At 62.7% G+C, this 25,844-nt stretch carries 23 protein-coding genes; 11 read left to right on the top strand and 12 right to left on the bottom strand.

Annotation, left to right across the window (positions count from 1 at the left end; genetic code table 11):
* Nucleotides 1-49: 49 nt before the first annotated feature.
* Nucleotides 50-1,948, bottom strand: coding sequence for a DNA primase (gene dnaG / locus NW851_RS10210; protein WP_414338249.1), 1,899 nt, complete (start codon nucleotides 1,946-1,948; stop codon nucleotides 50-52).
* A gap of 112 nt (nucleotides 1,949-2,060) precedes the next feature.
* Between dnaG and NW851_RS10205 the strand changes: the two genes are divergently transcribed.
* The 5 genes from NW851_RS10205 (at nucleotide 2,061) to NW851_RS10185 (ending at nucleotide 8,835) form a co-directional block, all read left to right on the top strand.
* Nucleotides 2,061-2,441, top strand: a complete 381-nt coding sequence (locus tag NW851_RS10205; RefSeq protein ID WP_414332911.1) for a c-type cytochrome — start codon at nucleotides 2,061-2,063, stop codon at nucleotides 2,439-2,441.
* The gene (locus tag NW851_RS10200; protein WP_414332912.1) at nucleotides 2,441-2,773 is read left to right on the top strand and encodes a hypothetical protein; all 333 of its coding nucleotides are present in this window, start codon (nucleotides 2,441-2,443) and stop codon (nucleotides 2,771-2,773) included. Before NW851_RS10205 ends, NW851_RS10200 begins: the two co-directional genes overlap by 1 nt.
* A 62-nt stretch (nucleotides 2,774-2,835) precedes the next feature.
* The gene (locus NW851_RS10195) at nucleotides 2,836-3,405 is read left to right on the top strand and encodes a YcnI family protein (RefSeq protein ID WP_414338245.1); all 570 of its coding nucleotides are present in this window, start codon (nucleotides 2,836-2,838) and stop codon (nucleotides 3,403-3,405) included.
* Entirely contained in the window at nucleotides 3,392-5,032 is a 1,641-nt protein-coding gene (locus NW851_RS10190) for a copper resistance CopC/CopD family protein (protein WP_414338242.1), read from the top strand. Before NW851_RS10195 ends, NW851_RS10190 begins: the two co-directional genes overlap by 14 nt.
* A 116-nt stretch (nucleotides 5,033-5,148) precedes the next feature.
* The gene (locus NW851_RS10185) at nucleotides 5,149-8,835 is read left to right on the top strand and encodes a tetratricopeptide repeat protein (RefSeq protein ID WP_414332916.1); all 3,687 of its coding nucleotides are present in this window, start codon (nucleotides 5,149-5,151) and stop codon (nucleotides 8,833-8,835) included.
* An 8-nt stretch (nucleotides 8,836-8,843) separates the two neighbouring features.
* On the opposite strand, the gene lysS is transcribed toward NW851_RS10185, so the two are convergent.
* The 8 genes from lysS to trpB form a co-directional block, all read right to left on the bottom strand.
* Nucleotides 8,844-10,379, bottom strand: a complete 1,536-nt coding sequence (lysS, locus tag NW851_RS10180; protein ID WP_414338239.1) for a lysine--tRNA ligase — start codon at nucleotides 10,377-10,379, stop codon at nucleotides 8,844-8,846.
* Between the two features lie 47 nt (nucleotides 10,380-10,426).
* Nucleotides 10,427-11,194, bottom strand: coding sequence for a Uma2 family endonuclease (locus NW851_RS10175; protein WP_414338236.1), 768 nt, complete (start codon nucleotides 11,192-11,194; stop codon nucleotides 10,427-10,429).
* A gap of 234 nt (nucleotides 11,195-11,428) precedes the next feature.
* Entirely contained in the window at nucleotides 11,429-11,557 is a 129-nt protein-coding gene (locus NW851_RS10170) for a hypothetical protein (RefSeq protein ID WP_414338233.1), read from the bottom strand.
* 133 nt (nucleotides 11,558-11,690) lie between these two features.
* A complete protein-coding gene (radA, locus tag NW851_RS10165) occupies nucleotides 11,691-13,103 on the bottom strand; it encodes a DNA repair protein RadA (RefSeq protein WP_414338268.1) in 1,413 nt (470 codons plus the stop codon).
* 89 nt (nucleotides 13,104-13,192) lie between these two features.
* Nucleotides 13,193-14,329, bottom strand: a complete 1,137-nt coding sequence (aroC, locus tag NW851_RS10160; RefSeq protein ID WP_414332920.1) for a chorismate synthase — start codon at nucleotides 14,327-14,329, stop codon at nucleotides 13,193-13,195.
* Nucleotides 14,330-14,452: 123 nt separating this feature from the next.
* Entirely contained in the window at nucleotides 14,453-15,193 is a 741-nt protein-coding gene (locus NW851_RS10155) for a pantothenate kinase (protein WP_414338230.1), read from the bottom strand.
* Nucleotides 15,183-15,941: an AMMECR1 domain-containing protein gene (locus NW851_RS10150; protein WP_414332924.1), complete on the bottom strand. Its 759-nt coding sequence runs from the start codon at nucleotides 15,939-15,941 to the stop codon at nucleotides 15,183-15,185. Before NW851_RS10150 ends, NW851_RS10155 begins: the two co-directional genes overlap by 11 nt.
* A gap of 7 nt (nucleotides 15,942-15,948) precedes the next feature.
* Entirely contained in the window at nucleotides 15,949-17,208 is a 1,260-nt protein-coding gene (gene trpB / locus NW851_RS10145; protein WP_414338227.1) for a tryptophan synthase subunit beta, read from the bottom strand.
* Between the two features lie 189 nt (nucleotides 17,209-17,397).
* Between trpB and NW851_RS10140 the strand changes: the two genes are divergently transcribed.
* The 5 genes from NW851_RS10140 (at nucleotide 17,398) to NW851_RS10120 (ending at nucleotide 22,179) form a co-directional block, all read left to right on the top strand.
* Entirely contained in the window at nucleotides 17,398-17,613 is a 216-nt protein-coding gene (locus NW851_RS10140; protein ID WP_414332928.1) for a hypothetical protein, read from the top strand.
* Nucleotides 17,614-17,925: 312 nt separating this feature from the next.
* Nucleotides 17,926-18,444 carry a hypothetical protein gene (locus NW851_RS10135; protein WP_414332930.1) on the top strand — a complete coding sequence of 173 codons (519 nt, stop codon included), beginning with the start codon at nucleotides 17,926-17,928 and terminating at the stop codon, nucleotides 18,442-18,444.
* A gap of 48 nt (nucleotides 18,445-18,492) precedes the next feature.
* The gene (locus tag NW851_RS10130; protein ID WP_414332932.1) at nucleotides 18,493-19,041 is read left to right on the top strand and encodes a hypothetical protein; all 549 of its coding nucleotides are present in this window, start codon (nucleotides 18,493-18,495) and stop codon (nucleotides 19,039-19,041) included.
* Entirely contained in the window at nucleotides 19,041-20,588 is a 1,548-nt protein-coding gene (locus NW851_RS10125; protein ID WP_414338223.1) for an Hsp70 family protein, read from the top strand. The genes NW851_RS10130 and NW851_RS10125 overlap by 1 nt, the downstream gene beginning before the upstream one ends.
* Before the next feature lie 214 nt (nucleotides 20,589-20,802).
* Nucleotides 20,803-22,179, top strand: a complete 1,377-nt coding sequence (locus tag NW851_RS10120; RefSeq protein ID WP_414338220.1) for a 1-acyl-sn-glycerol-3-phosphate acyltransferase — start codon at nucleotides 20,803-20,805, stop codon at nucleotides 22,177-22,179.
* A 447-nt stretch (nucleotides 22,180-22,626) separates the two neighbouring features.
* On the opposite strand, the gene NW851_RS10115 is transcribed toward NW851_RS10120, so the two are convergent.
* Both NW851_RS10115 and NW851_RS10110 read right to left on the bottom strand, forming a co-directional pair.
* Complete coding sequence (locus NW851_RS10115) at nucleotides 22,627-22,740, bottom strand: photosystem I reaction center subunit VIII (RefSeq protein WP_011428960.1); 114 nt, start codon at nucleotides 22,738-22,740, stop codon at nucleotides 22,627-22,629.
* A gap of 38 nt (nucleotides 22,741-22,778) precedes the next feature.
* A complete protein-coding gene (locus tag NW851_RS10110; RefSeq protein WP_414332937.1) occupies nucleotides 22,779-23,249 on the bottom strand; it encodes a photosystem I reaction center protein subunit XI in 471 nt (156 codons plus the stop codon).
* Nucleotides 23,250-23,752: 503 nt separating this feature from the next.
* Here NW851_RS10110 and NW851_RS10105 point away from each other — a divergent pair.
* A complete protein-coding gene (locus tag NW851_RS10105; RefSeq protein WP_414332939.1) occupies nucleotides 23,753-24,478 on the top strand; it encodes a response regulator in 726 nt (241 codons plus the stop codon).
* Here NW851_RS10105 and NW851_RS10100 read toward each other — a convergent pair.
* Complete coding sequence (locus NW851_RS10100) at nucleotides 24,475-25,818, bottom strand: CCA tRNA nucleotidyltransferase (RefSeq protein ID WP_414338215.1); 1,344 nt, start codon at nucleotides 25,816-25,818, stop codon at nucleotides 24,475-24,477. The two genes, NW851_RS10105 and NW851_RS10100, sit on opposite strands and share 4 nt — an antisense overlap.
* Between the last annotated feature and the right edge of the window lie 26 nt (nucleotides 25,819-25,844).

Below are 25,844 nucleotides of genomic sequence, written 5' to 3'. Positions count from 1 at the left end.
GGAGTTAGGGTTCAAGGTAACGAGCCGTTTCATTGCTATTGGAAATGACTCACAAATCTTCGGCCAGTGGGGCTTCCGACAGGTCTTCTAGGCTCAATTGCACCTGCCGCTGCAGCGCTTGAATGGCTTGGTACTCCTGCTGGATGCTGGCCTGGTACTGGGCGGCAAGGACGGTGTTGCCCTCGGAAAAGGCTTGATCCCACAGTTGGGTCCAGTAGCGGTAGCGTTTCTGGCGAATTTCCAGCTCCATATTGGCAATGGCGGCCCGCACCACCATCCGTGGACGCATCAAGGCTACACGGGTGTTCTCGTCCAGCCAGAGCAGATGGCTGAGGCGCTCGTTGAGCTGTTCCTCATGGGCGCAGAGGGTGCGCAAAGCCGTCAGCAAAGGCTCTTCTTGGTCTTCCAGCTCCGGCTGCGCCGCCAGCAACTCCAAAGTCCGCTGCCACAGCTCTCGGTGAGGGCGAAAACTAAACTGCAGCTCTCGCTCCAACAAGGTCTCACGAATTTCGCGGCGGTACTCGGCAAAATGCAAGAAAATCTGCAAAAGATGGGACTCCGATTGTAAGAGCTTGGATCCCTTGTTGGCAGGAGGTTGGCGGGGTTTGGCCCAGCGGTAGCCGCGCACGGCACGGCGCAGGTCTTCTTCCAAGTCCCGGCTGAGGCGACCGTTGCCGCGGCTGAGCAATTCTGCCACTTTATGCAAGTATAAAGAGCGCCATTGTCCACCCAAACCGGCCAGCAGTTGCACAAGGGCTTGCTGGGCCTGCTGAAAATCCGCGGCTCGGCTCAGATCCCGACCGGCCAGCACCTGTTCAATTCGCCAATCCAGCCACAGGGGAGCTTGACTGAGCAAGGTTTGAAACTCAGAAACAGGATGCTCTTGCAAAAACTCGTCGGCATCTTTGCCCTCGGGAAGGGTGAGAATGCGCAGCTCGATTTCTCCGCGCCGCGCTTGGTCTTCAATGGCTTCAATGGCCCGGTTGGCCGCGTTCAACCCGGCCCGATCCGCATCAAAGTTGAGAATCAGCCGCTTCGATTGGGTATAGCGCAGCAGGACTTTCACCTGGTGGGGCGTCAAAGCCGTGCCCATAGCGGCTACAGCGTGGGCAACTCCCGCCTGATGCAGGGCGATGACGTCAAAGTACCCTTCCACCACCAAGGCTTGGTCGGCCTTGGCAATGGCGTCGCGGGCAAAGTTAAGGCCGTAGACCACCTGGCTTTTGTTGAACAGCTCGGTTTCTGGAGAGTTCAGGTACTTGGGCTGCTCCTCTCCCAAGGCTCTGCCGGCAAAGCCGATCACCCGCCCCTGCAGGTCGAAGATGGGCAGCATGATGCGGTTGCGGAAGCGGTCGTAATGTCCGGATCCCTGTTGGCGGGGAACCAGCAAGCCGGCTTCTTCTAGAAGTTGGACCGGTTGGCGCTTTTGGTTGACCAGGTATTCGTAGAGCGAGTGCCAGCCGGGGGGAGCAAAGCCGATTTGAAACTTTTGCCAAGTCTCTTCGCTCAGGCGCCGGCTGTGCAAATACTCGCGGGCTGCCGATCCCACCTGGGAGCGGAGGGCGTGCTGGTAGAAATCGGCGGCCAGGGCCAAGATCTCCAGCAGCTTTTCCTGGCGGGAGAGTTGGCGCTCGTAGTCCTGGGAGAGGGATCCCCTGGGCTCCGGCACATGGTAGCGGCGGGCCAAGTGGCGCACCGCCTCGGCAAAGGAGAGGCGCTCCATCTGGCTGACAAAGCGGATGACATCTCCGCCCGCCCCGCAGGCGAAGCACTTGTAGATCTGCTTGCTGGGGCTGACCTGAAAGCTGGGCTTGCGGTCATTGTGGAAAGGACAGAGGCCGACGAAATTCTTGCCCTGCTTGCGCAGCACCACCTTTTCCGCCACCACCTCGACGAGGTCGGCCTTCTGGCGCACCAGTTGAATGAACTCGGGGGGCAGACCGCTCATGGCCTTGGGGATCCTACACCCCATGGTACCTGCGGGGGACTTGACAGGCTGTCTTTTGACCTGACCTGACCTGCCGGAGATAATGGTCTGGCTTCAAAAGCTGGATTTTTCTATGAACGGTCTTTTGCAGATTGTTGAGAGGAAAATGCGGATCGTCAAACTCTTCTTGCTGCTTTTGCTGGTCGGTGCTGCTGTCTTTTGGGGCCCACAAGTGGCTTCTGCGGAGCCGGATTTGGCTTTGGGAGCCAAGGTCTTTCAAGCCAAGTGTGTGGGCTGTCACTTGAACGGGCGCAACAGTTTGGTGGCAGCGAAAAACCTCTCTCTGGCGGCTCTTCATGAGTACCACGTGGATACCCCTGAGCTCATCCAGGCCCAGGTGCGCAACGGCAAAGGGGCCATGCCCGCTTTTGGCAAGCTGCTCAAGCCAGAAGAAATCGAAGCCGTGGCCGCCTACGTTCTAGACCGGGCTGAGCACAACTGGAGCAAAGGCTAATGGCCCAGGAGAGGACTCAAGATCTGACCCTGGCACCTCAGATGCCGCAGGAGCAGAGCTGTGGAGCACAGGGATCCCGCCGCCGGCTCCTGTCAGTTGGCATAGGGGCCCATGGGCTGGTGGCCGTCGGCATCTCCGCCCATGGAGTGGTGGCCATTGGCGTGGTGACCCACGGCATTCTCTCGATTGGCCTTGTGGCCATGGGCGCCCTCTCCTTTGGGCTGGTGTCGATGGGCTTGGCCAGCGCCGGCCTGGTGTCCATGGGCCTTTCCAGTTGGGGTCAGCACAGCATGAGCGTGACCGAATCCCACGGATCCCATCACCATCCTTAGGTTTTGTTGGCCGGATCCTGACCGGTTCTCTTTCCACCTAGCGTTGTTAAGGAGTATTTACAATGTTCAGTTGGCACAGTTACCTGGCCTTGGCCAAGAAATCTCTGCTGGCCCTGGGAATGAGCGTTGTGCCCCTTTCTTCTGCTTGGGCCCATGTGACCGTCCATCCCAAAGAGGCCCCGGCGGGCAGCGTTGCCAAGCTCACCTTCCGCGTGCCCCATGGCTGCGATGGCTCCCCGACCATTCGCCTGCGGGTGCAGATCCCGGAAGGGGCCACCTCGGTGAAGCCGATGGTGCACCCCCTCTGGAAAATTGAGACGGTGAAAAAGCCGCTGGATAAGCCCTACGAGTCCCACGGGAAGATGATCACCGAAACAGTGGCCGAGGTGATCTGGAGCGGCGGATCCCTGCCGGATGAGTTCATGGATGAGTTCAGCCTCAGCCTCAGGCTGCCGGATCGCCCCGGCGAGACTATCCCCATCCCGGTCATCCAGGAGTGTGAACAAGGCATGTACCGCTGGATCCAGGTGGCGCAGCCGGGGGAGGATCCCAAAAACCTGCCAGAGCCGGCGCCGCTGCTGAAGCTGACGGACAAAGGAGAGACCCACGGCCACGGCCATGGCGCTCGCTAGCCGGGTTGCCGCTGGAATCATGTCTTTTTTGCAAAAGGGGATCCTCTTCTGGATTCGGGTTGGTCTCCTGGGCACCCTGCTGTGGGTGGGCGGGATCCAGCCCGTTTTTGCCCATGCCAGCTTGCTCTCCACCTTTCCCGAAGATGGAGCGATGCTGCAGGAAGCGCCGGCGCAGGTGCGGCTGGTCTTCAATGAACCTGTGCAGCTCACGCAGCTCCAGGTTCTGGACGGCAACGGCCAGGTGCTGCCCCTGGAAAACTTGGTCGGCACGGGCAACGCACCGCAGGGGGATTTGCCGGCGGAGATCCCGGAAGGGGTTTACATCGTCAGTTGGCGGGCCATCTCTGCCGATTCTCATCCGGTGAGTGGTTCGTTTGCCTTTCAGGTGGGGACGGCGGATCCGGGGCTGTTGCCAGCGCCAAGGGCAGCCCAAGCGGGGGATCCCTTCTATTGGCCGCTGGTGGGAGTGCGCTGGGGGATCTACCTGGGCAGCCTGTTTGTGGTGGGCGTGCTGGGCTGGTGGCGGCTGGTGCGGGGGCGGTCGGGCGCTGCAGGTGAGATAGAGCTCTCCGCCGAGGCCTGGGCTTTTGCGGCTGCCTGGCTCACCCTCAGCTTGACGCTGGTGGCTTTGAGTTTGCACCTGGCCCAGCTCTACCCCCACTTTGCCGGGTCGGAGCTGCTGAGCGTGCTGGCCTCTCCCTACGGATGGGGCACAGGGCTACGGCTCGTGGGGCTGGGGATCCTGATCTGGGCCTGCGAGGGCGGCCCTGGCTGGGCCAGCGGATTGGGGTCGATGGCGGTGATTGGCTCGTTTTTGCCCATCGGCCATGCCCTCACCAGCAAGTATCCAGTAGCAACAATGGCCCTCTTGGGGCTGCACCTGGCCGGCTCGGCTTTTTGGTTGGGGGGGTTGTGGGGGCTGGAGCGCCTGCTAAGCCATTCGCGCCAGCGGGACGGAGTCTTTGAGTTGACTCCCCCCGCAGTAGGCCTCATCCAGCGGTTTTCCGACGTGGCCACCTGGGCCGTGCCGGGGCTGGTGCTGGCAGGGGTGGGAATGGGGGGGATCCACCGCGGCTGGGACTGGGATCATCCCTACGGTCAGTACCTCTGGGCCAAGCTGCTGCTGGTGCTGATGATCCTAGGGTTGGCCGCCCACAACAAGTTGCGGCTGCTGCCGGCGCTGCGGTCGGGGGTCTGGGCGGCGGCTCGATCCCTGCGCCGGATCGTCCGCCTAGAGCTGGTGGGGCTCGTTCTGGTGCTGGCCTTGACCAGCTTCCTCGTGGCCCAGGCTCCCCCTGGCCCTGGGGTAGTCTCGTCCTGCCAGGAGAAATTGAGCTGGCCGGAAGGCAACTTGCACCTGAGGATTCTGCCCTGTCGTCTTGGGGAGAATGAAATTCGGGTTGAAGTGAAAGGGATCCCGGCCCAGGAGCTGACCCTTGGGTTCTCTCTGCCGGAACAGGGGATCCCCCCTTTACGCCGCACTGTGGCGCCGGCTGGGCCCGGCCAATTTGGGGTGGAGAATGTGCCCCTGGCCCTGGCGGGGGAATGGCAGATCGAGGTGAGACTGTTGGTCGGCGATTTTGAAGAACGGCGAGGCCAGATCGCGGTTTCTCTCCAGCCAGACTAAGACACCCGCCAACCGCCGAGCCAGGGGCTCTCCGCTCAAGGGGGCCAGCCTGTGGCAGAATCGAGCCAGCCTGCAAAACAGCAAAAGGCTGCGCTGCTCAGGTGACCGGCTTGGCTATGGAAGACAAAATCAGGGCGGGAACTGTGCTCAGGGGGCGCTACCGCATTCTCCATCCCCTCGGGGAAGGGGGATTTGGTGTGACCTACAAGGCGGTGGATCAAGACACCTTCGATAGCCCCTGCGTCGTCAAGCGCCTTCGCCCCCTCTCTACGGATCCCTACACGCTGGCCACGGCTCGCAAGCTTTTTGAGCGGGAAGCCAAGGTTCTCAACCAGCTCAATCACTTCGACCAAGTGCCCCGCCTGCTGGCCCACTTCGAGCAGGATCAGGATTTTTACTTGGTGCAAGAGTTTGTTGCCGGCCATGATCTCAGCCAGGAGCTGATCCCGGGCAAGCCGCTGGGCGAGGCCGAGGTTTTGCAACTGTTGCGGGATATTTTGGAGATCCTGCGCCATGTGCATGCCCACCAGATCATCCATCGGGATATCAAGCCGGCCAACCTGATGCGCCGCGATGCTGATGGCAAGTTGGTGTTGATCGACTTTGGGGCGGTGAAAGAGGTGGGACGGCTGGTCAGCCCTGCCCCCGGCCAGACCCAGTTGGCGACGGTGATCGGCTCGGTGGGCTACATAGCGCCGGAACAGCTCAACGGCAAGCCCCAGCCCTGCAGCGACCTTTACGCCGTGGGAGTTCTGGCTATCCAAGCCCTCACCGGTCGTCCCCCTCAGAAGATCCGGGATGATCCCCGCACCGGCCAGCTTATCTGGCGGGATCTGGTTCAGGTCAGCGAGGAGCTGGCGGAGATTTTGGATCGCATGATCTGTCCCCGCTGGCAAGAGCGCTTTCAGTCGGCGGCTGAGGTGCTGGAGGCGCTGCGGCCCCTGCTGCCCAGTCCTGACGAAGCTGTTCTGGCGGTGGATCAAGTTCTGGCAGCGCGCCTCTTGACCCGTGGACAGGAGAAAGCCCGCCAAGGGGATTTCCAGGGGGCAATTGCCGACTATACCCTGGCCATTCAATTGGATCCCCGCAACAGCCGCGCCTACAGCCAGCGGGGCAGCGCCCGCTACAAAAGTGGAGACTTGGCAGGGGCTATCGCAGACTACACCCAAGTTATTCAATTGGCAGGGGATGCCCGCGCCTATTTCAACCGGGGCATCGCCCGCTACCGGCTGGAGGACTACGAGGGGGCTGTTGCCGACTATACACAGGCTCTCCGCCTCAACCCGCAATGGGCGGTGGCCTACTACAACCGCGGCAATGCTTACCGGCAACTGAATCAGCAGCAGCAGGCCATTGAGGATTATTCGCGGGCCATTGAGCTCAACCCAGAGGATGTGCGGGCCTATTTCAACCGCGGCGTGGTGCGCGGCCATCTGGGAGATGCACAGGGGGCAGCAGCAGATTTTTCCGAGGTGATCAAACGGGATCCACAGGATGGAGAGGCTTATTTCAACCGGGGGGTGGCGCGGGCCCAGTTGCTGGATCTGCAGGGGGCTGTCGAGGACTACACCCAAGCGTTGCAGTTGGATCCTGGCCAGGGCAAAGCCTATTACCGGCGGGGCCTGGCCCGACAAGTGTTGGGGGATCCCCAGGGGGCTGTTGAAGATTTTTCTCAGGCCATAGCGCTGCGGGCTGCGGAAACGGGCGAACTTTCTGGGACAGAGGCGGCTGCCCAAGCAGATCTCTACTTGCAGCGGGCCATGGCCCACCTGAGCAACAACGCTCTGGAGCCGGCGCTGGCCGATTGTGAACAGGCTCTCGGCCTGGATCCCAAGCTGTCGCGGGCCTATCTCTGCCGGGGCTTGGCCCGTCAGGGGCTGGGGGATCCCGGCGGCGCCCTGGCAGACTTCAACCGTGCCCTGGAGCTGGATCCCCAGATGGCCAAAGCCTACCTCAATCGGGGCATTGCCCAGCTCGATTTGGGCAACGTCGCCGCGGCTCTGGCGGACTTGAGCCAGGCCATCGCTTTGGATCCCCAAGATGCCGGTGCCTACAGCAGCCGCGGGCGGGTTCATCGGCTGCTGGGGGATCTGCTGGCGGCCCTACAGGATTACACGGCTGCTCTGGAGCGGGATCCGCAAAACCCCCAGCTCTACTTCAACCGCGGCCAACTCCATGCGGAGCGGGAAGATTGGTCGGCAGCCTGTGAGGACTTCTCGCAGGTGTTGCAATGGGCGGCCCGGCCTGGGATCCCGCGCGGGTCGGAGCTCTTGGTGAATGCCCATCTGGGCCGCGGCATGGTGCGACAGCGGCTGGGGGACTGGCAGGGGGCGCTGGCCGATTTCGACCAAGCTCTGCAAGGAGATCCTCAATCAGGCTTGGCTTATTTCCATCGTGGCCAGGTGCGGGCTGCCCTGGGAGATGGGCCGGGGGCCATCCAAGACTACCACCAGGCTTTGGCGCTGGGGGCAACCGTGGCCGAAGCGGACATTCGCCGAGATCTGGCGCGGGTGCACGCTCAGACGGGGGATCTGCAGGCGGCCCTAGAGCAGTTGAACGAGGCGGTGCGCCTGCAGCCGCAGCGGCGGGATCTGCGCCAAGAGCGAGCCGAGCTCCATCGGCAATTGGGCCGGTGGCAGGAAGCAATTGCCGACTACGATGAGGTGTTGCGGCAGGATCCCCAAGACTGGACGGCTTGGTTAGGACGGGGCATGGCCCATCGGCAGATGGGCAACTTGGCTTCTGCCATTCAGGATCTCAGCCGGGTTTTGCAGCAGGATCCCGACCATAGGGAAGCGCTGTGGCAGCGGGGACAAACTCTGCTGCAGTTGGGCCAGAAGGAAGCGGCCCTGTCCGATCTCGACCGCCTGCTGCAAAGGGATCCCCACCACGGGATGGCCCGCCTGGCCCGCGGCTCCCTCTTGAAGGAGCTGGGGCACCCTGCGCAGGCCGAATCCGACTTTGACCAGCTCATCCAGGAAAAGGCCCAAGAGGGGGAACAGAAGCTCTCTCTGGAAGCCCACCTGCAGCGGGCCCAGGTTCGCCGCCTGCGCCACAACTTGGAGGGGGCGGTGGCCGATTTGGATCGGGCCTTGGAGCTGGCCGGCCCCGGGGCTCCGGAAGCGCTGGTCACGGCCGCCCTGCTGTACCGGGGCTTGTGTCACCAAGAGAGGGGGGATCTGGCCGGGGCGCTGGCGGATTTCACGGCGCTGATCCAGCAGCAGCCGCAGTCTTCTCAAGGATTTGCCCTGCGGGCAAGGGTGCATCTGGCTTTGGGAGACAAACAGGGGGCGTTGGCGGATCTCGACCAAGCCCTGGGTCTCAACCGGGACTGGGGAGTGGCCGATGCGGCCCTGACCTACCGTCAACGGGGGGATCTGCATCGGCAGGCCAATCGCCCTGAGCTGGCCATTGCCGACTACACGCAGGCCCTGGCCTTGAACCCACAGGAGCGCACTGCTTTGCTCTGCCGAGCTCTCTTGTGGGATCGCGCAGGGCAGACGGACAAAGCTCTGGCAGACTACACTCAACTGCTGCAACTGGAGCTGGATCCCCAAGAGCGCGTCTGGGTCTTGAACAACCGCGGCTGGGCTTGCGCCCAACAGGGGGATTTCTCGGCGGCCATCCGCGACTACACCCAAGCCATCGAGATCGACCCCTGCCACCTCAACGCTCACTACAACCGCGCCCTGGCCCGGGCTGCCTCTGGGGATTGGCAGGGGGCCTGCCAGGATTTCCAGGCTGCCCTCCAGATCCAGGAGTACCAAGGTCGGCTTTTGGAAGAGGCCAGTCTCCCTTTCTAGGGATCCACTCAAGCCTCCTCCGCACCTTCTCCTGTCCCCGGTCGCAGCAGCGGGAAGGCTATGACATCACGGATGCTAGGGGCGTCGCACAGCAGCATCGCCAGACGGTCGATGCCGATGCCCAGGCCACCGGTGGGAGGAAGGCCGTACTCCAGGGCGGTGAGGAAGTCCTCGTCGAGAAAGTGGGCCTCTTCGTCTCCGGCTGCCTTCAGGGCCGCCTGGGCCTCCAGCCGCTGCCGTTGGTCTACCGGGTCGGTCAGCTCCGAGTAGGCGTTGGCCGTCTCTCGCCCGACGATAAACAGCTCAAAGCGCTCCGCCAACCCCGGCTTGCTGCGGTGGGGCTTGGTGAGCGGACATACCTCCAGGGGATAGTCCAGAACAAAAGTCGGCTGGCGCAGACGGCTTTCGCAGCAGTGCTCGAAGGCTTTGACCAGCAGCTTGCCAGGGGAGTCCTGGGGGGAGAGATCGGGGATCCCCTGCTCGGCCAGGGCGGGCAAGAGCTCGGCGGTGGATCCCTTTTCCACGTCGATGAAGATGCCGGTGGCCTCTTCCACCAACTCCTGTATCGTCACCCGCCGCCAGGGTGGGGTGAGGTCGATGGCTTCCCCTTGGTAAGTAATTTGCAGGGATCCCCGTACCGCCAGGGCGGCGTTGCAGACCAGGGTTTCGGTCAGCTCCATCATGGTGTGGTAGTCGGCAAAGGCTTGATAGGCCTCTAGCGAGGTGAACTCCGGGTTGTGGCGGGTGGAGATGCCTTCGTTGCGAAAGACCCGCCCAATTTCGTACACCCGCTCGATCCCGCCCACCACCAGCCGCTTCAGGTGTAGCTCGGTGGCGATGCGCAGGTAGAGATCCAGATCCAGGGCGTTGTGGTGGGTGATGAAAGGCCGCGCCTCCGCCCCGCCGGGGATCACCTGCAACACCGGCGTCTCGATCTCCACAAAGCCCTGCTCCTCCAGGGTCTGCCGCAGGGAGCGGACGATCTTGGCCCGGTCGAGCAAGGTTTGCTTCACCTCGGGGTTGACGATGAGATCGACGTAGCGCTGGCGGTAGCGTTTCTCCACATCCCGTAGGCCGTGCCACTTGTCGGGCAGGGGCAGCAGCGCCTTGGTCAGCACCTGGTACTCGTCCACCCGCACCGACAACTCGCCTTTTTCGGTGCGCTTGAGACAGCCCTTGGCTCCCAGCCAGTCGCCCACGTCGAGGAGCTTGTCCAGGTTCTTGAAAGCCAGCTCTCCCATGTGCTCCGTCAGCCGTTGCTTTTCTAGGTAGAGCTGGATGGTGCCGGAGCGATCCTGAAGGGTAAAAAAGGCCAGTTTGCCCATGACCCGCCGCGCCCGGATCCGTCCGGCCACGGCCACCTGCACATCCTCCCGCTCGGCGCCGGGCTCGAGATCGGCAAATTGGGCCTGCAACTCGGCGGCCAGGTGGGTAACCGGGAAAGAATAGGCATAGGGCAGGATCCCTTGCTCCTGCAGGTGGCGGGCTTTCTCGAGACGGGCGGCCCGTTGGGCGGCTTCACTGCTGCTGGGGAGAGTGGACATAGGAGTAAAGGGAATAGAGGATTTCAGGAACGGACGGGATCCTTTTTTTACTCTTCCGGCGGCGCGATCCCGTGGGAACGCAGCAGCTCCAAAAGTCTTTCGGCCCGTTGGCGTTCTCTTTCGGCCCGCTGCTGCTCTAGGGCGGCCTTTTCCTCGCCGGTGGGCAAAACTTGGCCCTCTCGGTCACACCAGCGCAGCCATTCCGTGTTGACGCCCTCGAAGGATCCCTGCCAGAGGGTCAAGCCCAGGCCAATCTCCTCCAGCCAAGTGGAATCGAAGGGAACCAGCTCTCCCCCCCGCCGCTGAAAAAGAACCAGCGGGGATCCCTGTAACTCCCGCAGTTGCCGCAAAGGATCGTACACCCCGTAGTAGGCCACCCCAGCGCGGGCATAGTCCCTGAGTTTGCGGCCCAGCTCTTCCCCCTCGCGGTTGGAGACAATCTCAATGACCACGTCGGGGGGCTTGCCCATCTCCCAGACGAAGTAGGTGCGATCTTCCTTGCGCTCGAAGCTGGCGGGGGGAGCCACCTCCAGGCTGAGCATGACATCGGGCACCAGCGGCGGCAGCTTGAGGGCGTAGAACAGGCCGACGTTGGCCGTGGCCAAGAAGGGGATCGGCTCGCCGCTGTCTTTGGCCCTGGGTTGAAAGGAAGCGTAGAGGGCGCTGGTGAGCAGGCGCTGCAGCTTCTCTGAGTAGATGCTATCCACAGGCTGGTCGTCCTCGATTGTCAGGTTGCTGACATCCGGTGGCGGCGGCGGTGGAAACTCCGCTGCTGGTGTCGAGGGCTTGGGGGGACTGGAAGGTGCAGAAACCATGATGCCGGGATCCCTTGCAGGGTTGCTAGGGGCTGCTCGGTTGTTTGTCGATCAGCCGATATGAAACCATCTCGAGGGTAGCAAAGGCTGCTGGGAAAAGGGTGACCAGAGAGCTTCTCCAATCCCACGCCAGAGACAGAAGCCCAACCCTGGGCTTGCCTCCTTGAGCAGGGCAAGAGACAAAAAATCCTGCCAGACCTCCTCAGCTTTGGCCGGATCCCTTTTGGAGAGCAGCTAGCGCTCTGCTTGGGCGTTCAAGCGGGAGACGATCAGGTACACCACGAAGATAAACAGGGCCACCAACGCCATAGGTCGATCCTTGGTCAGTATCTTTCGCCAGTGTCTGTAGGATAGGGTGCCCACCCGAGCAGGGATCGAGTCGCTGTCCTTGCATTAAACTTTACTATATAACGCTATAGATATAAATGACATTTGCCCGCAGATTGGTTCTCGGCGGAAGATCGACTGCCGAGCTGGGCCAGTTGGGGATCCCCTCTCACTGGCTAGGCTCGGAGCTGGGCAGAGCCACCAGCAGGGCCTCCAGCAGCCGCTGCACCCGGCTGAGGCGCAGGCCAGCGTCGGACAAAACAGGGCTGTTGGGGATGATGGCGTGGCGGAACCCCAGCTTGGCGGCTTCCTTGAGGCGCTGCTCCAACTGCGGCACCGGGCGCACCTGTCCCCCCAGGCCCACCTCGCCAATCAAGACCGTAAAGGGATCCACCTGGCGATCCCGGAAGCTGGCGGCCACGGCCACCGCCACCCCCAAGTCGGCAGCCGGCTCGGCCACCTGGATGCCGCCGGCGGAGGCGATGTAGGCGTCGTATTTGGAAAGCGGGATCCCCACCCGTTTTTCCAGCACCGCCAAGATCTGCAGAAAGCGGTTGGGCTCGATGCCGGTGGCGGTGCGGCGGGGGGAGCTGTAGCTGGTGGGGCTGACCAGGGCCTGCACCTCGACCACCAAAGGGCGGGTGCCCTCACAGGCGACGATGGTGGCTGTTCCTGGCGTGGCCTGATCCCGGCTGCTCAAAAAAAGCTGCGAGGGGTTGTCTACTTCCACCAAGCCAGAGGCAGTCATCTCGAAAACGCCGATTTCCTGAGCCGCCCCAAAGCGGTTCTTGACGGCGCGCAGCAGGCGGTGGCTCTGAAAGCGATCCCCCTCGAAGTACAAGACGGTGTCCACTAAGTGCTCCAGCACCTTGGGCCCGGCCAGGGATCCATCTTTGGTGACATGGCCAACGATGAGCAGGGCCACCCCCAGTTTTTTGGCCACCCGCATCAAGAGGCCGGCACATTCCCGCACCTGGGAGACGGATCCCGGCGCTGAGCTAAGCTGCCCCCAGAAGATGGCCTGAATGCTGTCAATGATGGTCACCTGCGGCTGCAGAGCCTGGATCTCGGCCAGAATGGCCTCCAGCTCGGTCTCGGCCAATAGGTAGAGCTGCTCGCTTTCTATCCCCAGCCCCTCCGTCCCGCCGAGGCGATCTGCACGCAGCTTAATCTGTTGGGCCGATTCCTCCCCCGACACGTACAAGACAGGCCCGCCCTTGGCCAGATGAGCGGCAGTCTGCAGCAGCAGAGTGCTTTTGCCAATGCCCGGATCGCCGCCGATCAACACCAGGGATCCCGGTACAATGCCGCCCCCCAACACGCGGTCGAACTCGCCAAAGCCCGAGGAAAGGCGGGGGTGGCGATCCGAGTGCACCTGAGCGAGAGGAAGGGCTGCCTGGGGGATCCCGCTGCCGCGGCTGCGCGGGGGGACAAGACGCTGGGGTGACCCAGACTTGGGAGAGGGGGTGAGAACCACCTCCGTCAGGGTATTCCAGGCGCCACAGTTGTCGCAGCGGCCCAAAAACTTGGGATAGCGCTCGCCGCACTGGCTACACTCCCAGACGGTTTTGGCCTTGGCCATGAGCAGGGATCCCGCCTCTTTCTCAGGATACAAAGACTCGATCCCGCTGGCGCAATCAGGATCTCCGCAAGGGCTCCGACCGGCTGCCGCTAACTGTGGGGCACAGGAACGGCAGGAATGGGCACCTCCGGCAAGACTAGGGATCCGCACTGGCCGTGGTGGCGCAGCAGATGGTCACAGAGCACCAAAGCCACCATCGCCTCCACCATCGGCACCGCCCGCGGCAGCACACAGGGATCGTGGCGCCCCCGCGCCGCCAAGACCGTCTCCTGCCCGTCGAGGGTGACCGTGCTTTGGGGCTGGCGAATGGTGGCGGTGGGCTTGAAGGCCACCCGCAGGACGATATCTTCCCCGTTGCTGATGCCCCCCTGGATGCCGCCGGAGCGGTTGCTGCGGGTGCGCCAGCCGCTGGGGGTCATGTAAAACTCATCGTTGTGCTGCTTGCCCGTCAGGTAGGTGCCGGCAAACCCCGACCCAATCTCAAACCCCTTGCTGGCCGGCAGCGACATCACCGCCTTGGCCAGGTCGGCTTCTAGTTTGTCAAACACGGGGCAGCCCAGCCCGCGGGGCACATTGCGGGCCACGCACTCCACCACTCCCCCGAGAGAATCCCCTTCCCGCGCCGCTGCTTCGATTTTCTCAATCATTGCCGCCGCCGCTTCTGGGTCGGGGCAGCGGACAATGTTGGCTTCCACCTGCTCGGCTGTTACTGAGCTGGGATCCACCTGCGCCTCCACGTCTTTGACCCGCTGCACATAGGCCAGGATCTCCACCCCTGCCGCCAGACGCAGGATCTTCTTGGCAATGGCCCCGGCGGCCACCCGGCCAATGGTCTCCCGCGCCGAGGCCCGTCCTCCCCCCTGCCAGTTGCGGATGCCGTACTTGGCCTGGTAGGTGGCATCAGCATGGGAAGGGCGAAAGGTGGTGGCCATTTCGCGGTAGTCCTGGGGGCGGGCGTCCTGGTTGCGCACCAGGATGTGGATGGGCGTGCCCAGCGTAAAGCCCTGGAAAACCCCGGAGAGGATCTCGCAGCGATCCGCCTCCTGGCGCGGCGTGGTGATGGAGCTCTGGCCGGGGCGGCGCCGATCCAGCTCCGCCTGGATGTCGGCCTCGCTCAAGGGCAGCCGCGGTGGGCAGCCGTCCACCACCACCCCCACCGCCCCCCCGTGGGACTCACCGTAGGTGGTGACGCAAAACAAGACGCCGAAGGAGTTGCCGTTGGCCATGGGATCCCTGGGTTGCCAAGAGGTAGAGAAGCTGCCCGCTCCGTTTGCGCTAGCAGGACAGAGTCCTTCGAGGCCTGAGCGAGCTCTAGGGTTGGGGATAAAAAGCCCCCAAGCGACTGTTTTCTATTCTGCACCAGGGAACTGCCGAGCAGCGCGGTGCAACTGACGGCAGCCGGCGATCCCCCGCAACACCAGGTGGGGATCCCAGTGCAGTTCCCTGTCCAGGGGGCGCAGGTGGGCGTAGAGCAGCTCGCCATCGCCGCCGGTTACTAGCAGGGGCCCCTGGGGAAAGCGGCGCCGCCAGTCGACGATGAAGTCCTGCAAGCCGGCCAGCAGGGTGTGGAGAATGCCGCTGCGGATGGCAGCCCCAGTGTCCCTGGCCCAGCGGGGGGGCAAGGGATCCGCTGCCTCCCACTCCACTTTGGGCAGGCGGGCGGTGTGGTCGGCCAGTGCCTGTGCCTGCAGCCCTAGGCCGGGCAGGATCGCCCCTCCCAGCAGGGATCCCTCCGGGTCAGCCCCCGTCAGGGTTAGGGCGGTGCCGGCGTCGATGACCAGACAGGGCCAGCCGTAGTGGATGCCGGCAGCCCAGACGGCCAGCGCCCGATCCAGCCCCAGGCCGGGGTAGGGATCCCGCAGCGGCACCTGGGAGAGTCCAAGGCAATGCACCCACGGGGATCCCGGCGGCAAAGGGGCAGAGCCAACGGCAGCCAGCCACAGCTCCGTCTCTTCCGGCCAGGACAAGGGCCGGTGGGCAGGGAACTGTTCCACCTTGACCAAGGTCTCCCCCACAAACCAGCCCCAGCGCACGTGGGTGTTGCCCAGCACCGCCGCCAGCCACCGGTCGGGTTGGGCCTCAAAACTCATGCAGCAGCTCCGCCTCCACGCGAAACAGCTCCACTGGCTGATCCGCAGGGATCCCGGCCAACCTTTTGGCGGTGGAAAGCTGCCATTCCGTTGTCAGGGCTTCTCCGGGCAGCAACACCGCCCCCCGCGTGCCCGTGCGAATGAACAGGCCCATGCGTGTGGGATCCACCTGCTCCAGCGAGGGGATGGGCACCACCCGTCGCACGATGGCCACCTGGATGGACGCCGACTCCAGCTCCCCAGGTCGCAGGGGCGGATAGCGCCAGTCGCGGGTAACAGCCCCCACCGCTGCCCGGATGGTGGCCCTGGCCAGATCCTCGCCGCCGGGATCCAAGCTGCCCCAACAGCCGCGGGGCCGCCCCTCCCTGGTCACCGTAACAAAAACTCCCGCCGGGCGCCGCCAGTGGGGCGGGATCTCTTCTGGGGCGGGCAGCACCTGGCCAGTGGCGAAGTAGTGGGCGATGGCCTGCCGCGCCAGGGCCGGCAGCGTCTCAGGAAGGGGTGGCGGCTGGCCGGGAGCGGGGATCCCTGTCCCCTTCGCCTCTTCCTCCCTGGGGTCGACCAAGGCGCCTGCCCAGAAAGTCGTGGCCGGGGACGGGATCCCGCCAACGCGCCCGGAAACCTCTGGCTGGGATCCAACCAGCAGCACTAGCCCCGCCCCCAGAAACAAGGTCAGTAGGCCGAGCAGGCGAACGGCAAAGGTGGACATGGGCAGGGATCCCCTTGGCAAGGGAGAGAGGGTTGGCAACCCAACTCTAGGCTAGGCTACGCCCCCGCTGCTGCAGGTACTGGAAAACGGTGTTCAAGTCCTTGTCGCCTCGCCCGGAGCAATTGACCACCACCCGCTGCTGGGGGCCAAGCTGCGGCGCCAAAGTCTTCAGGTAGGCCAGGGCATGGGCTGTCTCCAGGGCGGGGATGATCCCCTCCAGGCGCGACAGCAGCAGCAGCGCCTCCACCGCCTCGTCGTCGGTAACCGCGTAGTACTCGGCCCGCCCAATCTCTTTTAGGTAGCTGTGCTCCGGCCCTACGCCAGGGTAATCCAGGCCGGCGCTGATGGAATGGGCCTCCTGCACCTGGCCTTCTTCATCTTGCAACAGGTAGCTCATGGCCCCGTGCAAGACCCCAATGCGACCGCGGTTGAGGGTGGCGGCGTGGCGGGATGTGTGCAAACCCTCCCCGGCAGCCTCAATACCGATGAGCCGCACCTGAGGATCGCGGATAAACTCGTTGAACAGGCCCAGGGCATTGGAGCCGCCGCCCACACAGGCCAGCAACACGTCCGGCAACCCTCCCCATTTCTCCTGACACTGCTGCCGCGTCTCCTGGCCAATGACATCGTGAAAGGCCCGCACCAGCTTCGGGTAGGGGTGGGGCCCGGCCACCGTGCCAATGACGTAGTGGGTGGTCTCCACATGGGTTACCCAGTCGCGGATGGCCTCGGAGAGGGCATCTTTGAGGGTGGCTGTGCCGGCTTCCACCCCGCGCACCTCAGCGCCCAACAGGCGCATCCGCTGCACGTTGGGGGCCTGCCGCTCCATGTCCAGCGCCCCCATGTAGATGACGCATTCCAGGCCGAAGCGGGCGCACACCGTTGCCGTGGCCACCCCATGTTGGCCGGCGCCGGTCTCGGCGATGATCCGCCGCTTGCCCATGCGCACCGCCAGCAGCACTTGGCCGAGGGCGTTGTTGATCTTGTGGGCGCCGGTGTGGTTGAGGTCTTCCCGTTTGAGGTAGATCTGGGGGCCGCCGTAGTGTTCGGTAAGCCGCTGGGCAAAGTAAAGCGGGCTGGGCCGCCCGACAAAATCCCGCAACAAGCTGTGCAACTCGGCGCGAAACTCGGGATCCTGCCAGTGCCGCTCAAAGGCTTCCTCCAGCTCCGTCAGGGCGCTCATCAGGGTTTCCGGTACAAAGCGGCCCCCAAACGGCCCAAACCGGCCCTGGGGATCCGGGCGCACCTGCGGGTCAAGGGGATCCCAAGCAACAGCGTGGGCAGCAGCAAGAGGAGTTGAGGTCATGGCAAATCTGTTGGTGCGGGCTGGGCAGCCGGCAATAGGAGACAGTCCTCCCTATTTTACAAAAGTCGGAAACGCGGGAAGGCGACTATTTGCCGCCCTAGAGGGTGGGATCCCGCCAAAACCGGCTTTGAATAGGGGACTTCCAGGGATCTTTAGGATGAGGCCGTCTGATTTTGGGGAGCGGCCTTTATGGACAAGCATCTGCAAGAGTTGCTCCAGCAAGAAGATCAAAAGCGCATAGACGAAGAACTACGCCGCACCTATGCCCTTTCTCAAAAGTCTCAGGGAGTGGCAATCTTTTTGTCGTTATTGCTGGCTTTTGCAGCCTACATTTATACGCGGCGATGGAAAGCGCTGATGGTCTTTTTGGGGTGGTGCATTTTTGTAAGGACTCCGTCCCGCTGACGCGAACGGCGTGTTGTTTGGCGACGAAGAAGGAGAAGTTTCTCTCCCTGGACTTTTTCTGGCCTCCACCTGGGCAGCAGTGGACAACTGCGCCGCTATCCAGCGAGCTAGAGAAAAAATTGAACTGCTGCGCTCCGGGCAAAACCTCGATAGCGACCGGCGGAGTTAATCGACATCAAATCAACAAGCTGGAAACCCTATCCTTCTCCCCTCTCCCTGTGGGAGAGGGGTTGGGGGTGAGGGATCCCTTTGCCAGCAGCAGTTTAGAAAAAAGGAGCCTAGAATAGCCGCAGATCCGAAAAACTCGAAACCATGAGATCTGCTGCTTGCTTAGCCTGTCTGCTCGCCGCTCTCTTTGTGGGAAAAGGGATCCCGGCTCTGGCCTCACCCGCTCTTTTGGTACTGGCCCAGTCAAGTTTTCAGCCCTACATCAATGCCCGCTTTGGCTATCGCCTCGACTATCCGGCCGATTTTGTCCCCCAAGGGGAATCCGATAGCGGCGACGGTCAGGTGTTTGTCGGCGAAGAGGGGGCTGAGCTCCGCGTTTGGGGTGGGTACAATATTTTTCAAGCAACGCCCGCCAGCGCCCTGCAAGAGGAGTTGCAGCGCAGCCGAGAAAGCGGACGCCGGGTTACCTATCAAGTTGCCGGTCGGGATTTTTTCGTGGTCTCCGGCTACGAGCCAGGCAGCTTGCGGATTTTCTATCTCAAAAAGCTTGTCCGCCCCTCTCTAGAGGCTGGCTTTGAATTGGTCTATCCGGCTAGCCGGCGCGAGCGCTACGACCGGGATGTGGAAGCCATAGCCCGCTCCCTGCGCTTTGGGGATCCCTGACCCAGGCCCCAGTTGGGGCATGATCATAGGGATCCCTGGCAAAACCCAATGGCCGAGAGACCGCTGGACAGTTGGCTGCGGGAACGGATGCAAGCCGTTGGCCTTTCCTCATGGCAGGCCTTGCAAGCTCAAGCAGGGATCAGCCGCCGCGCCCTCGATCAGGTGCGTCAAGGGCGGTGGGGATCCCTGCGCCTGGAGCAACTGCAAAAGTTGGCTGCCGCTCTCCGGTGGGATGTGGGATCCCTGCTTGGCGGCGGAAGGGGCTCTGACAATGCAGAGGCAATCTTCTCCCTGCTGCAGCCGCTGCTGACCAGCTACCCCACCGTCCGCGAGATTGCCCGGCGCAAGCCGGATTGGCCGGCCCAGAACGTGACGGCTCTGTTCCGGTCGCTGGATGCCCTGCTGCAGCAGTGGGGGTATGAAGCCATCGGCAGCCCTCTTGAATCTGTCCCCTTCGACCCGCAACTGCACCAGCCGGATCAGCCGGACATTCGGCCTGGGGATCCTGTCTATATCCGCTTTGTCGGCTACCGCTGCGGCCAACGCATTCTTTGCCCGGCCAAAGTTAGTCGCTCCCTGCCCGGAGGATTGAGCTGATGGCACCCGTCCCCAAAGCGACGCTGGCTATTGATTTTGGCACCAGCAATACGGTTGTGGCGGTTTGGGATCTTGGACAAGAAGCGCCCCGCCTGCTCAGCCTTCCCGGCCTCTCCCGCCCCGGTTACGCGGCCATTCCCAGCCTGGTCTACGTCAAGGGAAAAGGCCAGCTCTTGGTGGGGGAAACCGTGCGCGCCGGGCGGTGGGGGGCAGTGGATCCGCAGCGCTTGTTTCAGGGCTTCAAGCGGGATCTGGTGGCGGAGTTTGTGCCCCCGCCGCGAGTTCTGGATGGGGAGCGCTACGATGCCGAGAGGGTGGCCCAGGCTTTTTTGCAGGCGGTGATGGAAGCCATCCAACAAGAGTACCCGCAGCCGCAACAGGTGGTGTTTACAGCTCCCGTCGGCTCTTTTGAGCGCTACTTAAACTGGCTGCGGAGGGTGGCCGGGGATCCCATTCAGATTGTGGACGAGGCCACTGCTGCTGCCCTGGGCTATGCGGTTGGCCAGCCGGGATCCCTTGTGCTGGTGGTGGATTTCGGTGGCGGCACCTTGGATCTCAGCCTGGTGCGCACCCTTCCCCCTCAGCCGGGCGACCCTGTCCTCAAGGCGGAGGTGATTGCCAAGGCCGACGCCTACGTGGGCGGATTGGACATCGACATCTGGATTGCCGAATACCTGCTGGGGCAACTGGGGCTGAGCCGGCAGCAGCTGGGGGCCCTGAGCTGGATCACCCTTTTGGAGCAGGCAGAACAGCTCAAGATCGCCCTTTCTGCCCAGCCCAAGGCGGTGGGCAGTTGGTTTGACGACGAGGCCCTAACTGCCTATGAGCTGCAGTTGGATCGGCAGGTGCTGGAGGAGATTTTAGAAACCCACCAGCTCTTGGATCAAATCCGCCAGTGCCTAGACGATGTGCTTCTCACTGCCCAGGCCAGGGGAGTGGGCAAAGGCCAAATTGAGCAGGTGCTCCTGGTGGGAGGCAGCTCCCAACTGCCGGCAGTCCAAGAGCTGCTCCGCTCCTACTTTGGCAAAAAGAAAGTCCGCTGCGAACGCCCCTTCGACGCTGTGGCCTTGGGCGCCCTGCAGGTGGGCCGCCAAGTTAAGCTGGAGGATCGCCTGCACCACAGCTACGCCATCCGCCTCTGGGATCCCTTGCAAAAAAGCTATATCTACTACCCTCTGTTTGAGCGGGGCAGCCCCTACCCCTGCCGACGCTCCGAGCCCTTGATCTTGCAGGTGGCCAACGACGGGCAAACCGAAATTCGCCTCGATGTGGGAGAAGTGGCCCAGGTGGCCCAGGCCGAGGTGGTTTACGACGAGCTGGGGCGCATGAGCAGCCGCCAACTCACTCGACAAACCGATTTTCGATCCCTGGCCCCTGGCGCCGAGCCGGCTTGTCTGGCCCGCCTGCAACCCCCAGGCCGAGCAGGAGAAGATCGCCTCAAGGTGGAATTTGCCGTCGATGCCTCGCGGCGGCTGCTGGCCACTATCTTCGACTTGCAAACCCAGCAACTTTTGGTAGAGGCCCAGCCCGTAGCCACCCTGAGTTAGAGAGAGAAAGGCACTCAGCCTCTTGTCGCACCGAAACCCAAACAGCGCTATCTGGCCCTCCTCCCCTCTCCCTCAGGGAGAGGGGCCGGGGGTGAGGGATGCCTCAGGGAGAGGGGCTGGGGGTGAGGGTAAATTTGAAACGACCATAACCCGATCGATTGGATGGGGATTTGATTGGGCCTAGCTTGAGCAATTCAGTATTTGAGAAAAAGCCTTGTTTTCGCCACCACCTCCCTCTTTTGCCCGTCCCCCCCTAGACTTTATCCCGCTGGCCTACAAGCCCTGGGTGCTGCGGCTTGTCCACGGGATCCTGCCGCTGCTGTTGCGGCTGAGGGTGCGGCCCTGGCTTCCTTCCGGCATTGCCAAAATCGAGGCTAGGGGCGTGCAGACCCTGGCGCAGCTCTACCACCAGTTTCAGGCGGGCCAGATCCGGCTGATCCTCGCTTTCCGCCATGTGGAGGTGGATGATCCCCTGGTGGGCCTCTACGTGCTCTCTCGCCTGGTGCCGCAGGCTGCCCGTCACCAAGGGATCCCCCTCCGCAAACCCATTCACGCCCATTTTCTCTACGACCGGGGCATGCCTCTTTGGGGTGGCAGGTGGCTGGGGTGGCTACTGTCTCGCCTGGGCGGGATCCCTGTGCATCGGGGACGGCGGGTGGATCGGCTGGCGCTGGCGGCGGCGCGGCGCCTACTGCTGGACGGCCCATTTCCTTTTGGGATCGCCCCGGAAGGGGCCACCAATGGCCACAGCGAGCGGGTCAATCCTCTGGAGCCGGGAACGGCGCAACTGGCCTTTTGGTGCGCCGAAGACCTGGCCAAAGCCGGTCGTTCGGAAAAGGTGGTTGTGGTGCCCATCGGGATCCAATATCGCTACCTAAAGCCCTCTTGGAAAAAGCTGGAGCGCCTGCTAAGCCACCTCGAGCGCCTCAGTGGCCTGACGCCGCCGGCGGATCCCAAGCCTTCCGCAAACCGCCACTGGGCTCAGCGGATCTGTGGCCTGGCCCACCACCTGCTGGCCCAGATGGAAACGTTTTACGGCCTTCCCCCTCTTCCTTCTGGGGCGCCTTTCAACGCCCGCCTGGAACGGCTGCTCCACACGGCGCTGCAGACAGCCGAGACCTACTTTGGTCTGTCTCCCCAAGGGGACTGGAACAGCCGTTGCCGCCGCATCGAAGAAGCCGCCTGGACCCAGATCTACCGAGAAGAATTGCGGCATCCCGGATCCCTGGCCCCGCTGCAGCGGGGGTTGCTCAACTGGAAAGCCCAGCAGGCCACCCTCTACCTGCAGCACATGCGCCTGGTGGAAAGCTGCGTGGCCGTGCAAGAAGAGTACTTGCTGAGCAGGCCTTCTTTTGAGCGGCTGGCAGAAAGTGCCCTGATCCTGTTTGATGTCTTGGCCCGCCTGCGCGGCGATCCCTACCCGGCCCGGCCTCGCCTGGGTTGGCGAGAAGTTCAAGTTACGGTGGGGGATCCCATCTGGGTGAGCCAGCGGTGGGAACGCCAGTACCGCCAAGGCCGCCAGGAAGCCAGACAGGCAGTAGCCGAGCTAACTCAAGATTTGCAACTTGCTCTCGAGCGCATGATCTCTTGAAGCAGCAATAGGCCTGGCTGGCACAGTTGCCTGTGGTAGGGATGCGGAGCCCTTTCTCCATCTCCCCTCTCCCTCTGGGAGAGGGGCTGGGGGTGAGGGCGGATCCCCCTGGGAGAGCCGACTTTAGTCGGAGGAGTGTCAAGACCATCTATAAGCAATGGCTAGGCCAGTTGCTCCTTTGACGTAGTCAATGTCTTCGCGGAACTTTTTGAGCTCCTGCTTTTAGATTGCATAGGCAGCATCAAGGGCGGTGGTAGGGGAGCCGAGACGCTTTGGAAGTTCTCCTTTCCCAAAAGCAAGAAGACTCAACCTCGGTCGGGTGCTGCCCCAGCTTTTGGGAAGACAGCAGGGGGGATAGAAACAGCCGTTGCGCCAAGGTCTGCCCAAAAAGCAAGGGATCCCTAGAGAAGGGATCCCTCTTCTAAGACCAATTGAGACTAGAACAAATTAGTCGCGCTCAATGTACAAAAAGAGCACGGCCATGGTTACTGCCGGAAGCAGCCAACCGACAATGGGGACGAAAATCCAAGGAAGATAAGCAGCAGCGTAAGAACCGGTCATGGTTTTGCTCCTCTCCAGTGTCTTGACAAGCTTGACAACTAATTCACCAACCCTCGAAAGATGGCGTCGATCCCGGCAAAGTTCTCCAACAGGAAGTAGGCAGCAAAGACGCCACCCATGCCTCCCAAGAAAAATCCTGCCGTCAGATCCCCCCAGCCACGCGCCGTAGATAGAGGATTGGCTCCCGGCGTTTCCGGCTTGTTTCCAAAGGTAACACTGCCATACGCAGACATGCAGGCGGTTCCCAGCAACACAATCACCATGGCCGTGACCAGCCCACCCAAATTGGCCGCCTCAGGATAGTCGCGCAGCGGGCCCACCACGATTTCCGGCCCCACCAAGAAATAGCCATGCGCCAACCCAATCTCCAGCCCCCGCAACAGCGGCGATAGGCCAGGACGGTTGATGGGGAGATTGTTGATAAACAGACGGGTGACAGGAGAATCGCTAATAGGCGTCGAAAGATGCCCCTCGCAGGGATCGTCGTTAAAGGTGCGAATGTAATCCATGTCCGAAGGTCCTGCCTGGAATTTTGCGACTCATTCTACGAGGCTTAAGTTACGCTCTCGGCAACCCATACTCGGATCGTTAAAAAAGTTCACGCTCGCTTAACACAGAGATAGCTCCTCAGTTTGAGACTTTTCCCCGGCGCTCCACGCTGCTTCCGGGCTCTGACCCACCAGCAAACGCGAACCCCCCTGCGCAACTTACGGGGGGAGAAAAGAAAGGCTTAGACTCACCGGCTGGTGGTGAAGAACGAACGGCTTCACCTTGACCTTAAATTATCCTGAATTGCGGGGCTTTGGAACTCTTGTAGCCCCCTTCGTCGTCTCATGAGTCTGGGCAAGCGTTCTGCCCCCGTTCTCTTCCCAGCCTTTCACCCCATTGGCTGGCCTAGAAGTTTGATATCCTATCGGGGGGCTGCTGTTGAAGGTAGCGGCACTTGCCCTTCTTCCCCTGTGATGCCGTTCGCGCAGGCGCGACGGAGTTCTGTATGCAAGCAACCCTCTCCATGACCGGTTCACTCCCTCAAACTAGGGAAGCCTCTCCCCTTCTGGAGACCCTGTTGGTGGTGGATGACGAGGATGCCATTCGGGAGACAGTTGCCCTGGCTTTGGAAGAACAGGGGTATCAAGTTTTACAGGCCGCCGATGGCCGGCAAGCGCTGGAGTTGGTGTATACGGCGGAGCGGCTGGATTTGATGATCCTGGATCTGATGTTGCCCAGCTTGAACGGCCTGGATCTCTGCCGGCTGTTGCGCAGGGAGGGCAACACGCTTCCCATTTTGATGCTGACGGCCAAAAGCAGCGAGACCGACCGGGTGGTGGGCCTGGAGCTTGGCGCCGACGACTACCTGACCAAGCCCTTCGGCATGCGGGAGCTGATCGCCCGCTGTCGCTCGGTGTTGCGCCGGCAGCAGCAGTCCCACCCCAGCGATGCCACGGTGCTCCGCTACGGGGATGTGTGCATGTTTACTCAGGAGTGTCGCGTGTTGGTGCGGGGTGTTGAGGTCAGTTTCTCCCCCAAGGAGTTTCGTCTGTTGGAGCTGTTTATGTCCAACCCCCGCCGCGTCTGGACGCGGGAGCAGCTTCTGGAGCGCATCTGGGGATCCGACTTTATGGGCGACAGCAAAACCGTGGATGTGCACATCCGCTGGCTGCGGGAAAAGTTGGAGCTGGATCCCAGCAACCCCGAGTATTTGGTAACGGTGCGCGGTTTCGGCTATCGCTTCGGCTAGTGTTCTGGGGTGTTTTGAGAGCCTCTCCCACGCCACTGGCGGGCAAAGGAGAGTGCCTCGGCACGGGTTTGGATCTGCCCCCAAGCCTGCGCCTCTTGCAGGGCTTGCAACAACTGACCTACCCAGGGGCCGGGTTTGGCCCCCAAGCTGTCCACCAGATCCTGGCCATCCAGCAGGGGCACCAGATGGGCCAAGGGATCCTGGGGATCTTCGTAGCGCTGAAGCCAAGACTCCAGCTTTTGGGGGTCGCCGCCCGTGGCTGCTGCCAACAGCGCCAGGCCGCCGAACAGGGATCCCGCCTGGTGATAGAGCCGCCACTGTTGCGCAGGGGTGGGGGAGTCGGCCAGAAGAGACTGGAGCTGAGGCAAGAGGTGGTGCAGCTTTTGGATGGCCCGCATTTCTGCGCGGCTGAAGCGCAGCCGTTCCAGTTCGGTTTCCACCACTGCTGCCGGGGTTCCCGCCGGATCCCACAGCAAGGCCGCCAGCACCGCCGCCAGCAGCCTGCTGCTCCCTTCGCGTGAGCGGTGCGGGGCACCTTCCGTCAAAGGTTGGGCCAGCTCTGCCAGGGTGCGGGGATACTGCCGTTGCCAGGTCTCGGCCCACCACCACACCGCTTGAGCTTGAAGGAAGCCCGGACTCTCCGCTTGCAAGCGGGGCAGCCAAGCCTGCAGCAACCCCGCCGCCACCGCCGCCTGCAGGTGGGCCAGCCCCGCCATCCCTGTTGCCAGCAGGGCCACCACCTCTGCTCGCACCCGTTCTGCCGCTACCTGGGCCAAAAGGGGGGCCCGCTCTCGGATCGCCTCCTCGGTGGCCGGATCCAGCGCAAACCCCAGTTGGGCCGCCTGGCGGTAGGCCCGCAGCAGCCGCACCGGGTCGGCGCTCAGGTTGTCGGGGTGTACCATGCGCATCCGGCCCTGGCGAATATCGGCTCGTCCGCCGGTGGGATCCAGCAGTTGCTCCCTTTGCAGATCCAAGGCCAGGGCATTACAGGTGAAATCCCGCTGCTCCAGATCCGCCTCTGGGGTGGGACCTGCCTGCAGCCCCACATCCACAGTTAACTTTGCCAACACCATACGGGCAATCTGCCGCTCGGCATCCAACACCACAAAGCCCGCCCGCAGCCGCCGCGCCACCCCCGCCGCCCACCCCACGGGATCCGCAGCGCACATCAGATCCAAATCCGCCGGCGCTTCCGCATCCTCGGCCCTGCCCCGCAGCCAAGCCAGGTAAGCATCCCGCAGGGATCCCCCTACCCAATAGCTCTCCGGCGGCAGCCACTTCTCAGGAAAAGGCAGCCATTTCCGGAAACAAGCCAGCAGCCATGGCAGGGCTTCGGTCATACGTTCTCGTTCGCGTCGGCGGTGTG

Source organism: Synechococcus sp. H55.7 (assembly GCF_047462395.1).
Taxonomy (GTDB): Bacteria; Cyanobacteriota; Cyanobacteriia; order Thermostichales; family Thermostichaceae; genus Thermostichus.
The sequence above is the reverse complement of the archived record's forward strand: the minus strand, read 5'-3'. Positions and strand labels throughout refer to the sequence as shown.

What these genes read in the sequence shown, in the direction of transcription:
- NW851_RS10140 (WP_414332928.1), top strand. Translation starts at nt 17,398, where the DNA reads ATGGACAAGCATCTGCAAGAGTTGCTCCAGCAAGAAGATCAAAAGCGC.
- NW851_RS10190 (WP_414338242.1), top strand. Translation starts at nt 3,392, where the DNA reads ATGGCGCTCGCTAGCCGGGTTGCCGCTGGAATCATGTCTTTTTTGCAA.
- NW851_RS10175 (WP_414338236.1), bottom strand. Translation starts at nt 11,194, where the DNA reads ATGGTTTCTGCACCTTCCAGTCCCCCCAAGCCCTCGACACCAGCAGCG.
- dnaG (WP_414338249.1), bottom strand. Translation starts at nt 1,948, where the DNA reads ATGAGCGGTCTGCCCCCCGAGTTCATTCAACTGGTGCGCCAGAAGGCC.
- NW851_RS10195 (WP_414338245.1), top strand. Translation starts at nt 2,836, where the DNA reads ATGTTCAGTTGGCACAGTTACCTGGCCTTGGCCAAGAAATCTCTGCTG.
- aroC (WP_414332920.1), bottom strand. Translation starts at nt 14,329, where the DNA reads ATGGCCAACGGCAACTCCTTCGGCGTCTTGTTTTGCGTCACCACCTAC.
- NW851_RS10155 (WP_414338230.1), bottom strand. Translation starts at nt 15,193, where the DNA reads ATGAGTTTTGAGGCCCAACCCGACCGGTGGCTGGCGGCGGTGCTGGGC.
- NW851_RS10135 (WP_414332930.1), top strand. Translation starts at nt 17,926, where the DNA reads ATGAGATCTGCTGCTTGCTTAGCCTGTCTGCTCGCCGCTCTCTTTGTG.
- NW851_RS10115 (WP_011428960.1), bottom strand. Translation starts at nt 22,740, where the DNA reads ATGACCGGTTCTTACGCTGCTGCTTATCTTCCTTGGATTTTCGTCCCC.
- NW851_RS10100 (WP_414338215.1), bottom strand. Translation starts at nt 25,818, where the DNA reads ATGACCGAAGCCCTGCCATGGCTGCTGGCTTGTTTCCGGAAATGGCTG.
- trpB (WP_414338227.1), bottom strand. Translation starts at nt 17,208, where the DNA reads ATGACCTCAACTCCTCTTGCTGCTGCCCACGCTGTTGCTTGGGATCCC.
- NW851_RS10205 (WP_414332911.1), top strand. Translation starts at nt 2,061, where the DNA reads ATGAACGGTCTTTTGCAGATTGTTGAGAGGAAAATGCGGATCGTCAAA.
- lysS (WP_414338239.1), bottom strand. Translation starts at nt 10,379, where the DNA reads ATGTCCACTCTCCCCAGCAGCAGTGAAGCCGCCCAACGGGCCGCCCGT.
- NW851_RS10105 (WP_414332939.1), top strand. Translation starts at nt 23,753, where the DNA reads ATGACCGGTTCACTCCCTCAAACTAGGGAAGCCTCTCCCCTTCTGGAG.
- NW851_RS10125 (WP_414338223.1), top strand. Translation starts at nt 19,041, where the DNA reads ATGGCACCCGTCCCCAAAGCGACGCTGGCTATTGATTTTGGCACCAGC.
- radA (WP_414338268.1), bottom strand. Translation starts at nt 13,103, where the DNA reads ATGGCCAAGGCCAAAACCGTCTGGGAGTGTAGCCAGTGCGGCGAGCGC.
- NW851_RS10130 (WP_414332932.1), top strand. Translation starts at nt 18,493, where the DNA reads ATGGCCGAGAGACCGCTGGACAGTTGGCTGCGGGAACGGATGCAAGCC.
- NW851_RS10110 (WP_414332937.1), bottom strand. Translation starts at nt 23,249, where the DNA reads ATGGATTACATTCGCACCTTTAACGACGATCCCTGCGAGGGGCATCTT.
- NW851_RS10185 (WP_414332916.1), top strand. Translation starts at nt 5,149, where the DNA reads ATGGAAGACAAAATCAGGGCGGGAACTGTGCTCAGGGGGCGCTACCGC.
- NW851_RS10200 (WP_414332912.1), top strand. Translation starts at nt 2,441, where the DNA reads ATGGCCCAGGAGAGGACTCAAGATCTGACCCTGGCACCTCAGATGCCG.